Here is a 13,029-nt window from a genome sequence, read left to right as displayed (position 1 = left end):
CATATACAACTTAAGCAAACTAAAAGGTTGGGTAGCTGATGCACTATTTTACGATTAAGATATATCTAGTTGACAATCAATAAAATAATTTTCAATCGGTAAAAGAAAGTCCGGCAGTGATGTTACTGCCGGACTTTAATAAAGTTTTTATGTATTATTTCTGCTGATTATAATCGTAATTAACCATCCAGTTAATTCCGAATTTATCGGTAAACATACCAAACAAAGCACCCCAGAATGTTTTCTCTAAAGGCATAGAAACACGGCCTCCGGCAGATAATGCGTCAAAGATTCTTTTCGCATCATCTTCTGTCTCGGCATTCACAGATAACTGAATATTGTTGCCTTCAACAATATGGCTGGCCCATTCACCGCCAACATCGCTACCCATTAATGTGCTTTCTTTACTAATCGGCAATGACATGTGCATGATCTTTTCACCGTCAATACCTCCTGAATTCTCAGAAGGCGGCATGTCCTTGTAGCGACCAACAAAAGGAAAATCACCACCAAAAACAGATTTGTAGAAGTTAAATGCTTCTTCACAATTGCCTTTGAAATTTAGATAAGGATTAATCTGTGCCATTTTTTATGTTTTTTAAAATGTTTAATAATAAGTGAGAACGTGTGTTTATTGATTATTTTGGGGAAACCAATATCGCACATTTTTTCGTTTTATTTCTATATTAATTTAGAGATCTATGAGAAAATAGTAATTTCAAAAATCAGATTACCTCTCCTCATTTATACTGTTTTATAAAAGTTTTCGATCAAACTAAAACATTGTCGGATTGTCCGTTATTATGAAAATCAGCCTAATTCCATTCTTTACAGCTAGCTTATTTATCCTTTCAGCCGGAAGCACTATTGCCAGACCAATAATCATTCATAGCATTTATATTGATGATGATGATTTGGATCGTTATGTTCAACGATTAAGAACCGATCAGTTAGGAGATCGAAAGGAAACTGCTTTTATGTCTGCCGGAGCAGAGTTCTTATCAGGCTATAATTATTATGAAAAACAGTCATATGATATGGCCTCCATGTATTTTGAAAACACCATAAATAAAGATCCCAATAACCCATATGCCTATTACTTATTAGGAATATCATTGATCAAACAAAATGATAAATATAAAACGCAAAAAGCACAGGAGTATCTGGCTAAAGCTTACCAATTAAATGCATCATTAAAGCAACGATATCAAGCTGATGTTCCTGTATCAGAAAAACCAAGTAGCTCTTCTGTAACTGGCTATAATGATTTAAATAGCTATATCGAGCATTTGAAATATTCAAAAGCGAACAATCAGGAAGACACACGTTTTATGACCCCAGGAAATTACATTTTGTCGGGTATTGAATATTTTGAAGAGGGCACTTATGGGAGTGCTCAAACCAGATTTGAAACTGCCATAAAAGCAGATCCAAACAATGCTTACTGTAATTATCTGCTTGGTATCTCCGTGTTGGCACAAGGAAATAAAGCAGGTCAGGCTTACTTAGATAAATCTATTCAACTAGCACCAGCACTTAAAAGCCGTTACGCTAACGATTTGGCTACCGCTAAAGCTAGCCACCAGAAATATACCAATAAGATAGAAGGTAAGTCTACTAACCAACCAGTTGTAGTTGAAAAGAAGGGTGGAGCACTAACATTTGGGAATTATACTTGTCATCAAACTATCTATAATGGAGCTTCGTCAGCCGGACAAAGTTTCACCCATCAATACAAAGGCTATTTTGAGCTGAAATCAAACGGCACCTATAAATGGCTTGACAATGGACAAACCGGTAAGTATCAATACAATTCAGCAACCGGGAAAATCACCTGGCTGTCAGGAAAACTGGCAACTATGAAAATAGCCTCTTCTCTATTTATGCGGGGAGAAAAAACTGCTCAAATCACACTTACCATAAAGGGTTCTTATATTTGGGAATGTGGTTGTGATAAGAAATAGTCAGCTCTTTTTTAAGGCTTATTCAAATTTAGAAATGCATAGCAGAAGCTATGCATTTCTAAATCATAACATACGTTAATTCTGGGCATGAATTGCCATTCGGTTTCCTTCAGTGTCTACGAAGAAGGCCATGTAACCAATGTTTTCATCAATTTGGGTTTTGTCCATTAGCAATTTCCCTCCAGAAGGTTCAATCTTGTCAATTACTGTTTGGATAGTGGGATTTGCATTCAGATAAATAATAGCTCCGTCCATTCCGGGTTTATGCATATTACTCTTCACTAATGCCCCCGATACCTTCCCGGATCCATCTTCCATGTCAAATGGAAAAAACGACATCTCCATTCCCATCATGTTCTGTGTTTCCATTTTAATATCGAGGATGCTTTCATAAAATTGCTTAGCCCTCTCAGTGTCTTCAACAGGTATTTCGAACCAGTTAAGAGCATTCGTTTTTGCGCTTATCTTTTCCATTGTGAGTGTTTTTTTAGATAACTAAATTTAAAAATTTTCAAGTCAAACAAGATCAGTAATCAATCATTTTACAATTAATTAACGATAACCTTAAACGCCTGTTAATTAAATGATTTGAAAGCAAAAGCATTTCGATTTTGACTATATTTAAGCGTAAATCTTAATGAAAAACTTTCTCTTCTTAGAAACAAAAAAATCGTAATGGAGCATATCGTTAAAATTGATTCAATAGGTCATGTTACACATGATGTACTTCGGTTAGTTGTTGAAAAGCCTGCTGATTATATTTACACTCCCGGACAAGCCACCGATGTTTCAGTAAATAAAGATGGCTGGCAAGAGGAATTAAGAGCATTTACATTTACCTCTTTACCAACTCAGCAACATCTTGAATTTACCATAAAAACGTATCCGGCACGCAATGGAGTGACTAATCAGTTATTAAGCCTTAAGGCGGGCGATTCATTGATTTTACATGATGTTTTTGGCGATATAAACTATAAGGGAGAGGGGTTGTTTATAGCTGGCGGAGCGGGTGTTACTCCTTTTCTGGCCATATTCAGAAATTTACAGGCACATCAACAAGTAGGGAATAACCAACTCATCTTTGCAAACAATACTAAAGCCGACATTATTCACGAAGATGAATTTAACCAGCTACTAGGCAATAATTTCATCAATGTGTTGGCGAAAGAAAATATTGAAGGCTATGAAAACGGATTTATAACAGAAGAACTTTTAAGAAAATACATAACGAATAATAACAAGTATGTTTATTTATGCGGTCCACCTCCAATGATGGATGCAGTTGAAAAACACCTAGCCTCATTGGGCATTGATGAACAGTTTATTGTGAAGGAAGGGTTTTAGGATTATCAAAACAATAATTTGAACTGTCGTAATTCCGAATTTTAAATCGAGATTAGAAGGCTGCTGTAAACCGTTTAATGCAACTTTATTTCTCCTCATTAATTTTTAAAATCCAATTAGTACAATCAGCAGGGTCAATAATATTCCAACTATGAAAGCCTTTGCCTTTTGTGGTGATGTACTCGACTTTATTGTTGCCAATACTTGTTAGAAACTTACTTAATTTTTCTAAATCAACTGCATTAATGTCTTCATACTGCAATTCGGCACAATATGTATTTCTAACAAAATCCAAATCAGGTTCACTGTATAACCGAACTGCTATATTTCTAAGAAATTTTGCTTTACCTCCGTCTTGTGTAGTAGCTGAATATGCCGAATATTTTAAATATTGTTCAGGTCTTTCTTGGGGAGAACCCTTCATTGCATGAAGAAGGTGTTTTTTGATATAATCTCCTTCTTTCTTTATTAACTTACTTTTGCAATTGTACCTGATTTTTTTTCTGCAGAAGTATACATGCGACTTAAATCCAGAGGAGGGTCGATCGCAAAAACAGCTTTTAACGTTGTGCTTTCATCCCTGGCTAAGACATGTTCTGCATAATTGATTGCGATTGCACCTCCAGCAGAAAGTCCTCCAATAATAAAACTAAGTTCAATTTAATTGTACCGTTTTGATTGGACTTTAATTATTTCATTTATTGGAGAAATTCTAAAATCGTCTGCAAACAACATTTGATTTAGTTGAGGCACTATGGTATAAAACCCTTTTCCAACAAAAGGAAGCTTGGTCTTTCCAAAAATACTTTGAGGGCTCTCACCCCAACCAGGCAAAAGAAAGAACACCTTTAACTTCTTGTGCTGGTTCAATATAGGAATATGAAAATGTTTGATTATTTACCTTCCCGTTTTCTTCTTTAATAATTTGTCCAAACGCTACATTAGAGAGCGCAGACAAACCCACGTAAAGGATTATTTGTAGATGTTCAGGGAGTATTCTTTAACGTCTTTTACTGTTAAGCATCAGATAGCGTTAACACTTCAAAGAGTTCTCGTGATCTTTTATAGATGCCTTTTTTGAGTGGATCTTTTGAAAGCGTTGACTCTTTATGGATAGGGGGCCAACAAATATTGAAACCAGATTTTTCTTCTTTAGCGATTTGGTAACAATCTTCGACCTTTTTCAATACATCGTTATAGCTATCTCTCGGGTCCATTTCAATGATGGCACAATAAAAAGAAAGCTTGTTATGATGACCTAAAAGTTCTGAGCCTTTTTCAGACAAAGAGAAAAATTGATCCACCAAGCGATTAGCAAACCCAACTGAATCAGCCTGATCGCCTTCAATAACAAAAGCAAACTCGTCGCCTCCCGGATAAATCCTGTAAAAGCCGTTGTTCGAACTGTTTTTTGTTCTCACCAACAAAGTACTTATATATAGTTGAACTTTTGTAGCAATGTTACATCAAATTCAAGGTAAGCACTGACTCCGTTACCTGGGCTGCTTTCAATTTCTATCTTACCGTTTAACACTTCAACTCTGGAGGTCAGGTTTTTTAAACCCGTACCGTCTAACGTCTTACTTCCTTCTTGTATTCCTATACCATTATCCTCGATAGTAATGAAAAGATTGGTGTCTTGTTGATTCATCTGAACCAAAGTCTGAGATGCATTCGAATGTTTCAAGATATTGTTTAGTAATTCTTGCACAATCCGATAAACCGATAATTCAAAGCTATCATTGAATCTTCCAATTTCTCCCCAAGAGTTGTACACAAACTCTATTGCATTACTATTATTGATATTATTACAATACTTCCGAATAGCATAATCAAGTCCATAGTGAACCAATATTTCGGACATTAAATTGTGTGAAGTTTTTCTGATCTCGGCAGCAGCTTCGTCCAATAGTTGAACCCCTTGTCGAAATGCCGGGCTTTTAATGAGCACATCATACTGCGGAGTAAGGCTATTGAAATGCAATCTGGAAGCAGTTAACATTCCTGCAACTCCATCGTGCAAATCTTTGGCTACCCGGCTGCGTTCTTGTTCTTCTCCTTGCATAACTGCTTGCAAAAGCTGAATTTCCTTATCCTTTTTCAGTGCTTCTGTATCTCTGATGTATTCTTTCCTTTTGTTTCTGTAAAAAAGATAACCCAAAATGAAAAGTAATAATAAAATAATAGCAGTAGCAAGACCATAAAAAGCATACTGTCTGTTTTTTTGAATTAATACTTCATTTTGCGCTATGTGTAAACGTTGATTAGATAATTCTTTTTCTTTTTGTACTGTTTGGTATTTAAGATCTAATTCTGCTGCACTCTTTTTTGTCTTTAAATTGTTGGCACTATCCCGATGTGCTACAAACAGTTTATAATAACCAAGCGCTTTACTATAATTTTGCAATCCATTATGAGCTTCGGATAAACCTTTATAGATGTCATCTAGTTGTAGAACGGTTTTGCTTTCCTTTCCAATGGCTAAAGCTTTGTCTAAATAGTATATTCTTTTTTGATGTTCATTAGCCAATCCATATCCATCAGCTAATGCCATTAGACCTATCAATTGATATTGTACATCACCAAATGCAACGGAATGCTTAATGATTTCATTTGCATGTTTAATAAGAGGATTAGGTTTTTTCCATTGAAGATACAATTGCGTAAAGGCTGTATGAGCAACACAAAGATCAAAGTCATCCTTAGTGGTTGATGCTATTTTTAAAGCTTCATTTGCATTATTTAATGCTTCTTGAAAACGTTTTTTAGAGGAAAGGCAATTAGTAACTCCCAAAAATGAATTCACTATTTCGGAAGTATTATTTATTTGCCTGCCCAGATTAATCGCTTTTCGAAAATAATATAGCCCCTTATCGTACTCATCCAGGTTATAAAATGTGGCGCCTAAACTATTGTACACATACATTAGCAGATTTTTATACTTAGTCGGCTCTAAAATTTGAGTAGCAATTTGGCTGAATTGCAGTTGCTGGTCAATCTTACCCATCCGACCAGATAGAGCGGCCATATTAATGTAACAACTAGCTATTTGATCTTGTCTGTCCGTTTTCTTCAAGTGAGTCAACGCCTTTTGAAAATCTACTATTGCCAAGCTATCCTTCGCTTCTCTGGCATGAATATAGCCGAAATTAAACCAACTCATTCCTTCCCAGTAAGGATATCCGAGTTTTTTACTAAGTTTTAGTAATGTACCGTATAATTCAACGGCCTTTACTTTATCGGCGTCCTTAAACTTTTGAGCATAGTTTGCTAACCTGATGATCTTGGCTGAATCATCTTTACCAGCCATTAAGTTTTGATAAACAAGATCCTGACCAAACGAATTTAATCCTATCAGTAAGAGCAGAGCAGTAAAAAACGGGAATACAAATCTCATAAGTGGATTAACTACAAAGTTATACCAAGCAAATATAGAAAATGAAAACTTTCCTCCTGCCGCCCGTCAGCAAGTAGGGAAAACTTTCAGTTGAGATGTATAGTAAACTGTTGATAGTGACACTCAGCAGGCTTGATGCTTATAATTACTCCTCTTCGCTCCCAGAGAATAATATGGATAACATTCCTGTTGAAGCGGCCATGGGATTTTCACCCCAATCCACAATGTTTTCTACAGGCTTCATCTGATAGTCCGATTCAGCAAGTTTTTTAGCTATTGCATTGGTCACTTCATAGACCATCCTGAATTTTGCCTTTACATCATATTGAATTTCAATTTTCAGGATGCCATGTGGTATATCAAGATACAAAGGATGTAAGAAGTTGAGGGAGGCATCAAACTGAGGGCTGCTCCAAACAATAATTTTATAGGGTAAATTAGCAGATGGGTAACTCGATGCTTGTTTCCCTTTTTTGTAGGTATATATTGTTTTTATACACTGATAACCAATTACGGGTTCGCGATTAGGCGACTGTTGTATAGCATAGTTTTCTGGCTTTACCTCTTCTTTTTGCCATACCTTTTTGATCTCTTCAGCTGAAAAAGTGATACCAAAACTATTTGTTTCATCCTTTGAAAAGGCTGTCATCATTCCTTTTTTCTCAGCCATATTCATAAAGCTCTCTAAGCGATAGTTAAGAGCAACTGCTTTAGCCAATACTTTCTCCTTACTGTAGTAAATTTTGGCGTAATAAGGTGTCATCATTGCCGAAAGCATCATTGTTCCGGCAGTGGCTTTTTCTTCTTCTGTAAGTCCTTCTAACAATGATTGATAATTACCTTCTTGAAGCTTTAGATCTTTCTGAGTTTCCTTGCTTTGGCCAGCCCCAGATTCATTCAGCGCTAGTTTAGAAAAATAATCGCCTAAGGGGGTACCGGGAAAACTAACCCGAGTAGCTAAAATCCCTTCCTCAAAACGAGACCCTTGAGAATAAACCGGACTGCAACATAGAAAAAACGAAAAGCCGAAGAGTAAAAACGCTATTGAGGTTATTGAAAATCTAGTTTTCATTTTAAACAATTTGAATAGTGGAAAATGTATTTATTTGAGAATATACTCGATACAAAACAAAAACATAATCACCATTCCGTTTTAAGTACTACTACTTAATTAGACAATTCAGTTATACCACGGAATTTTCAGTTGCTAATCCTTACGTCATTTGCAGTGATTTTTAAGCTATAACATTACTTCAATGAAACAAATATTACGCTACCAAATAGTTTGGTTATTAATGGCAACCATGATCTCATGTAAAGACGAGCCGACACCAAATATTCTTAATGAACCTAACTGTCGAATAGCACAGTTGAATCAATATGAAACCGGTGTTACTGTACCCTATAAAGAACTCACATTTACATATGAGGGGTTTTTAATTACCAGAATAGATACAAAGACAAGGGGAGTTGCAGATGGATATCGTCGTATTACTTATGACAAGGCGAAGGCAACGACTGTTACCTTTTACGACAAGGATAATAAACTTTTAACTCAGTACAATTTTACATACGATGCAAATGGATGGATAACAAGCGTTGACATTCATTATGCCAATTATACACCTGCTATCATGGGCAGCTATAAATATACTTATGATAATAAGGGAAACATCACAAAACTGTCCTATTATCATAATGAAAAAATAACTCAAGTAATAGAATACACCTATAAAACAGGAAACAATACGGAAATCATTCGTTCTGAAATTTTCGATGTAAGCGCAACTGATCCAACCTATAAGTTAAAAACGGGAATTAGCGAATATGTTTATGACAACAAACCTTCTCCTAATCATTGGCCTGCTTTTACTTGGAGTCAGAATCATCAAACGCAATTAGATTTACTGTTACCTCCATCACTACACAATCTAACAAATTACACCCATTATGCCCCTCGTTCTCTTGGCGAAGAAGAACCAGTTTTCGTTGTTGACGAAAGTGTAAGCTTTACGACCAATATCACTTATACTGAACGTAATTACCCTCAGTCAATTGTTGAAAAAAGAGCAAATAGCCAGATAAGATATGACTATTCATATGTCAACTGTTCTAAGTAATGAAGACCAGGTCGGATATTTTGAACAAACAATTGGTGGAGAACAAAAGAAGGTAAGCAGCATCAATGGAGTATTCAAAGTTCAAAGAGATTGGTGAAGTAATCCTGTCCTAAATCGATGATATACTGTTAAATCATTTTAAACATAAATTCAGATGAAAATTATAAAACATTTATTCACAGCATTATTTATTGCCCTAACTATTGGAATTGTATCCTGCAAAAAAGATGATGGGCCCACTGCAAACACCGAAGATTTGTATAAGAATAAACCATCAACACCTATTCCGGCTTCATTAAAGAACGGGCTATGGTTTTGGGGTGGTTTAAGTCCAATTTCTTATTATGACCGTGATGGTCACCAAGTAGGCAACGACTGGGAGGCTGCCAGACAATATAGTTTTACAGAAGTTGATGGAAAAGGCCGACTAGAGTTTATTCAATATCTTGGAACCCGCAATGCTTCCAACTGTGTAACTGAAATTTATACATTAAAGAAGGGTACAGTGGTATTTGAAGGTACAGACAAATTTACGTTCCATCCGGTAGAAGGTAATTTTCGAACAGTTAAAAAAGGCTGTTCAAACGATGGTACTACCAAGCGACAAGCAACGGCAGAAGAATTAAAACCGGAAGACTACTTATGGGAAATTAAACAAATATCAGGGGAACCCTATTTTTATATTTATGACAGTAAAGATGTCAACAAGGAAGACCCTGTGTTTGTATACAGCTTTGCGCAATAGTTTTCTTTTAACATTAATGGATCTTGATGAGGTAGTGAGACTGTTTCGGCCTCACTACCTCTTTTTTATTTTAATACACAATAAAACTGAATGGTATTAAAGAATATTGGTATTATGATAACGCAGAAGTTTAACACATCAACACACTTCATCGCTCTACCCTGTCTGTTACTTAACCCATAACTATTAATTGTCCGAACAATTTATTGCATCTGCGTAGTAGTACGTAATTGCATAAATCTGTTTTAGTACTGACAAATGGCTCTTAATTCATGATTTTTTTTGTAAAAACATTTCATGAAAAGAAGTACGTCTTTGCAGCCTGTATAGAGCATTTTACTGCTTTGATCTCAGGTACCAATACGTGCATTCCCTATTTAAACCCCTACATAAATGAAGAGAAATACCACAACAAGAAAACATTTTCAATGGCATTGGATAGCAGTAATGGCTTTAGCCATTACTCTTGCGTCCTGCAAACACACAGAGTCCGAAGTGCATACTTTACCTGAAACAACAGATATTATCGGAGCAGTAAAGCCTGCTGGCGAACCTGAGGGTCCCGCGGTATCCGCCACAATTGGACCACAAGGAGGAACGGTAGTATCAGCTGATAACCGTATCCAACTAGACATTCCGGCCGGCGCTCTTACCAATGAAACTACGATCATTGTTCAGCCAATTTCTAACACTAACCCTGCCGGAAAAGGCATAGGATATCGTCTAACACCGCATGGACAACAGTTTGCCAAACCGGTAAAAATTACTGTGAACTACACCGAAGAAGATTTGTTAGGAACTATTCCTGAAGCACTGGGAATTGCTTATCAAGACGAAAAGGGTGTCTGGCAGGCACTATCTGGTGTTGAAATGAATGCTGCCGCAAAGAAAATATCCGTAACAACAACACATTTCAGCGATTGGAGTTTTTTCGAAACGTTGGAAATAACGCCAATAAGAGTAACTATTGGTACGAAGGAAAGTGTAGAGCTTAAGGCCGTACGTTATACAAAAGACGAATGGCTACCTTCCTTATTACCTGCTGGCGGCAGAACGCCTATTGGCGAAAATGTACCAATAAATACAAAATCAATAAAGAATTGGAAGCTCTCAGGTGGCGGACAATTAAGTCCGCAAGGTAATACAGCTAAATATATCGCTCCCGCACAGATACCCAACCCTAACCCTGTTACAGTAAGTGTATCCCTAACTATTAACAACAGTCAGGTTTTGTTATTTTCGAGAATAACCATATTGGAAGAAGGGATTACATTCCGAATAGATAATGGTCCTTGGATTCACTTTGACAAAGATCACACTGAATACAACTCCATTGGGGATCAAATAGAGGGCCAAGACCCTGCGTTGGGCTCTATATATGTGGACTGGAATACGAATGATCCAGGTTATTATCTTTGGAGAAGATGGATAGGATTCCCGATGACAATATTTGAGTACGTTACGCCCAATAATCATTTTTATACCGCCACGTTTCTTGATGGTCCAAACGATAACGAATTTGACAGCCCTGGTTTCCTTTCAGTTGATAAAGTACCAAATGCTGAAAATGATTTTGCGATAGGCTCATTTGTGATAGAGAAATCCGGTGAAAATAATGGAGAAAGTCAACTTGGCATTCATAGAATTGAAGGGCATTTTAGGGTAAAACGCTAATTACCTAAGAACCATTAACTTCAAGATGCTCTGCTTGGGCATCTTGAAGTTTTTTGCAGCATATCTGAATGGGTAAAGACTATTTCCCTTTAAAATTACCTTTAGGTCGATAAAAATCTCAACACTGCTTAAGCTTGCTTTCCAGTCATTACAAACAAAACTGTGCTCTTAATACTTAAATGTGTTATACTCCACTTATGTATTTGATCATCATTATAAATCACACGTTAAAGGGTATTTTTTAGTCATTGAACGCTAAAATCGTTAACGTTTCTTTGTAATAATGCCCACCTTAGAATTGAATGGGTTATATTGTAAAACTGAGCTATTTTTCAGGATGCATTACAAATAAAAAAGCTGCCTCAATTTTGAGACAGCTTTAATCCTACAACGAAAAAGAAATATAGATAATGATGGTTTAATTCTTCTTAATTATTACTCCGCACCCAATTCGAGGTCCTGAATTTCCGGTAGGCTGGGTTGCATAATCATCAATGCCACCATGCACAATAATGCCCCGGTTTAGGATATTTTTAGCATTATCGCCATCAATGCTCCACAGGTTGGTTTCCAGCGTTAGTTTTCCTTTACCTGCAGCATCAAGTGCAATGTTGCCGATATCGCCCGCATGAAAAGCAGAGCTACCCCATTTACCATGTGTTGCACTTGTAGGATTCCAATGACCATGAGTCATATTTCCACCTTCACCACAGTCGCCGTGTTCATGAATGTGTACTGCAACACTCTGATTGGATCGGCTGGGCACCGTAATTTCAAGTTCTAGCTTTACAGGGCCGTCACCGTTTTGAACAAAACTCAGCGTTCCTGTTACCGGAGTTTCAGAATTAGTAGCTGCAATTATTGCTTCTGCTTTTTTAACAGGTTTAGACGGTTCTTCCTTACAACCTAATGTTACCATTACTGTTAACAAGCCAATAAAGGCTGTTCTGAGAATTGGTGTAATGTGTTTTTTCATTTTTAGCATGTGGTTAAAAAGCGTTTTATATTAATTAAATGAAATAGACTTTTTGTCTGATTGCATAAAAAGGTTAAAAATGAATGCAATGATTCCCTCTCCCAGACAAATCAGCATGATAATAGAAGTATGGATCTTAATTAACCTCATACCAATTACAATAGTTATAAGTAATAGTAAGCCTGTGACAATCCATAGATTTGAGTTTTTAGGCTTTACGTAGTCATGCATTGGCAACGTTGTTGGAGTAGGGTTGATGACCAGATACTGCAATGTTGGCGCTTCCCACACTAATAAATAAATGTTGGCCAACAACATTAACCCGGTTATAATAGGAGTTCCTCTAAAGCCATAGGCGACAGTAATGATAAAAATGTTTGCTATGATGGGCAGAAAAACAACACTCCCCAATCTGGCAAACTTTTGAGTCATCAGTAATGCGCCTGCAATTATTTGACTACATCCAATAAATTCCCAGTAAACACTGGAATTGGAGAATACTGCAAAAACTTGTGTTATTGCATTGCCTGGAAAATTATTATTTTCACCTGATGCAGGAAAATGAGCGCCATAAATCTTGCCCATACCGATTGCAGCAATAACAAAGGCACATCCAAGTAAATACCGGGTATATATGGTAAATAATTGAAATATTGTTTTTTGCTTTAACTGTTTGATTATGAATAATAATCTTGTCATGTGCTTCTTAATTTTTAAATCAGTGCTGAAAAAATGATCTTTTAATAGAAATGTCTTTATTAGAAAGCCAAGGATTTCTATTCAATTGTTAATTGACCTTGTTCAAGCAA

13 protein-coding genes are annotated in these 13,029 nt (G+C 36.4%); 5 read left to right on the top strand and 8 right to left on the bottom strand.

What is annotated here, in order from left to right:
* Positions 1-154: 154 nt before the first annotated feature.
* Positions 155-586 carry a VOC family protein gene (locus SOLCA_RS19745; RefSeq protein WP_014682244.1) on the bottom strand — a complete coding sequence of 144 codons (432 nt, stop codon included), beginning with the start codon at positions 584-586 and terminating at the stop codon, positions 155-157.
* 217 nt (positions 587-803) lie between these two features.
* Between SOLCA_RS19745 and SOLCA_RS19740 the strand changes: the two genes are divergently transcribed.
* Positions 804-1,964 (top strand): tetratricopeptide repeat protein, encoded by a 1,161-nt coding sequence (locus SOLCA_RS19740; protein ID WP_014682243.1) that lies wholly within the window; start codon positions 804-806, stop codon positions 1,962-1,964.
* Between the two features lie 75 nt (positions 1,965-2,039).
* Here the strand turns inward: SOLCA_RS19740 and SOLCA_RS19735 are convergent, their stop codons facing one another.
* The gene (locus tag SOLCA_RS19735; RefSeq protein WP_014682242.1) at positions 2,040-2,438 is read right to left on the bottom strand and encodes a VOC family protein; all 399 of its coding nucleotides are present in this window, start codon (positions 2,436-2,438) and stop codon (positions 2,040-2,042) included.
* Between the two features lie 201 nt (positions 2,439-2,639).
* Between SOLCA_RS19735 and SOLCA_RS19730 the strand changes: the two genes are divergently transcribed.
* Positions 2,640-3,308, top strand: coding sequence for an FAD-binding oxidoreductase (locus SOLCA_RS19730; RefSeq protein ID WP_014682241.1), 669 nt, complete (start codon positions 2,640-2,642; stop codon positions 3,306-3,308).
* Positions 3,309-3,393: 85 nt separating this feature from the next.
* On the opposite strand, the gene SOLCA_RS19725 is transcribed toward SOLCA_RS19730, so the two are convergent.
* The 4 genes from SOLCA_RS19725 to SOLCA_RS19705 form a co-directional block, all read right to left on the bottom strand.
* A complete protein-coding gene (locus tag SOLCA_RS19725; protein WP_042480241.1) occupies positions 3,394-3,732 on the bottom strand; it encodes a hypothetical protein in 339 nt (112 codons plus the stop codon).
* Positions 3,733-4,324: 592 nt separating this feature from the next.
* On the bottom strand, positions 4,325-4,729 hold the full coding sequence (locus tag SOLCA_RS19715; RefSeq protein WP_014682240.1) for a nucleotidyl cyclase domain-containing protein: 405 nt from the start codon (positions 4,727-4,729) through the stop codon (positions 4,325-4,327).
* 11 nt (positions 4,730-4,740) lie between these two features.
* A complete protein-coding gene (locus tag SOLCA_RS19710) occupies positions 4,741-6,705 on the bottom strand; it encodes a tetratricopeptide repeat-containing sensor histidine kinase (RefSeq protein ID WP_014682239.1) in 1,965 nt (654 codons plus the stop codon).
* Between the two features lie 145 nt (positions 6,706-6,850).
* Positions 6,851-7,777 (bottom strand): hypothetical protein, encoded by a 927-nt coding sequence (locus tag SOLCA_RS19705; protein ID WP_014682238.1) that lies wholly within the window; start codon positions 7,775-7,777, stop codon positions 6,851-6,853.
* 184 nt (positions 7,778-7,961) lie between these two features.
* Here SOLCA_RS19705 and SOLCA_RS19700 point away from each other — a divergent pair, with 184 nt between their 5' ends.
* The 3 genes from SOLCA_RS19700 to SOLCA_RS22560 all read left to right on the top strand — a co-directional run bounded on the left by SOLCA_RS19700 (position 7,962) and on the right by SOLCA_RS22560 (position 11,244).
* Entirely contained in the window at positions 7,962-8,825 is an 864-nt protein-coding gene (locus SOLCA_RS19700; RefSeq protein ID WP_014682237.1) for a hypothetical protein, read from the top strand.
* 154 nt (positions 8,826-8,979) lie between these two features.
* On the top strand, positions 8,980-9,570 hold the full coding sequence (locus tag SOLCA_RS19695) for a hypothetical protein (RefSeq protein WP_014682235.1): 591 nt from the start codon (positions 8,980-8,982) through the stop codon (positions 9,568-9,570).
* Between the two features lie 393 nt (positions 9,571-9,963).
* Positions 9,964-11,244: a hypothetical protein gene (locus tag SOLCA_RS22560; protein WP_014682234.1), complete on the top strand. Its 1,281-nt coding sequence runs from the start codon at positions 9,964-9,966 to the stop codon at positions 11,242-11,244.
* 418 nt (positions 11,245-11,662) lie between these two features.
* Here the strand turns inward: SOLCA_RS22560 and SOLCA_RS19685 are convergent, their stop codons facing one another.
* A complete protein-coding gene (locus SOLCA_RS19685) occupies positions 11,663-12,220 on the bottom strand; it encodes a superoxide dismutase family protein (protein WP_042480234.1) in 558 nt (185 codons plus the stop codon).
* A 30-nt stretch (positions 12,221-12,250) separates the two neighbouring features.
* Complete coding sequence (locus SOLCA_RS19680; protein ID WP_014682232.1) at positions 12,251-12,919, bottom strand: hypothetical protein; 669 nt, start codon at positions 12,917-12,919, stop codon at positions 12,251-12,253.
* Positions 12,920-13,029: the final 110 nt, after the last annotated feature.

Source organism: Solitalea canadensis DSM 3403, from assembly GCF_000242635.2.
Taxonomy (GTDB): Bacteria; Bacteroidota; Bacteroidia; order Sphingobacteriales; family Sphingobacteriaceae; genus Solitalea; species Solitalea canadensis.
Note: the sequence above shows the minus strand (reverse complement) of the source record. Positions and strands in the feature narration are given on the sequence as shown.

What these genes read in the sequence shown, in the direction of transcription:
- SOLCA_RS19695 (WP_014682235.1), top strand. Translation starts at nt 8,980, where the DNA reads ATGAAAATTATAAAACATTTATTCACAGCATTATTTATTGCCCTAACT.
- SOLCA_RS19725 (WP_042480241.1), bottom strand. Translation starts at nt 3,732, where the DNA reads ATGAAGGGTTCTCCCCAAGAAAGACCTGAACAATATTTAAAATATTCG.
- SOLCA_RS19685 (WP_042480234.1), bottom strand. Translation starts at nt 12,220, where the DNA reads ATGAAAAAACACATTACACCAATTCTCAGAACAGCCTTTATTGGCTTG.
- SOLCA_RS22560 (WP_014682234.1), top strand. Translation starts at nt 9,964, where the DNA reads ATGAAGAGAAATACCACAACAAGAAAACATTTTCAATGGCATTGGATA.
- SOLCA_RS19705 (WP_014682238.1), bottom strand. Translation starts at nt 7,777, where the DNA reads ATGAAAACTAGATTTTCAATAACCTCAATAGCGTTTTTACTCTTCGGC.
- SOLCA_RS19710 (WP_014682239.1), bottom strand. Translation starts at nt 6,705, where the DNA reads ATGAGATTTGTATTCCCGTTTTTTACTGCTCTGCTCTTACTGATAGGA.
- SOLCA_RS19700 (WP_014682237.1), top strand. Translation starts at nt 7,962, where the DNA reads ATGAAACAAATATTACGCTACCAAATAGTTTGGTTATTAATGGCAACC.
- SOLCA_RS19740 (WP_014682243.1), top strand. Translation starts at nt 804, where the DNA reads ATGAAAATCAGCCTAATTCCATTCTTTACAGCTAGCTTATTTATCCTT.
- SOLCA_RS19730 (WP_014682241.1), top strand. Translation starts at nt 2,640, where the DNA reads ATGGAGCATATCGTTAAAATTGATTCAATAGGTCATGTTACACATGAT.
- SOLCA_RS19745 (WP_014682244.1), bottom strand. Translation starts at nt 586, where the DNA reads ATGGCACAGATTAATCCTTATCTAAATTTCAAAGGCAATTGTGAAGAA.
- SOLCA_RS19680 (WP_014682232.1), bottom strand. Translation starts at nt 12,919, where the DNA reads ATGACAAGATTATTATTCATAATCAAACAGTTAAAGCAAAAAACAATA.
- SOLCA_RS19735 (WP_014682242.1), bottom strand. Translation starts at nt 2,438, where the DNA reads ATGGAAAAGATAAGCGCAAAAACGAATGCTCTTAACTGGTTCGAAATA.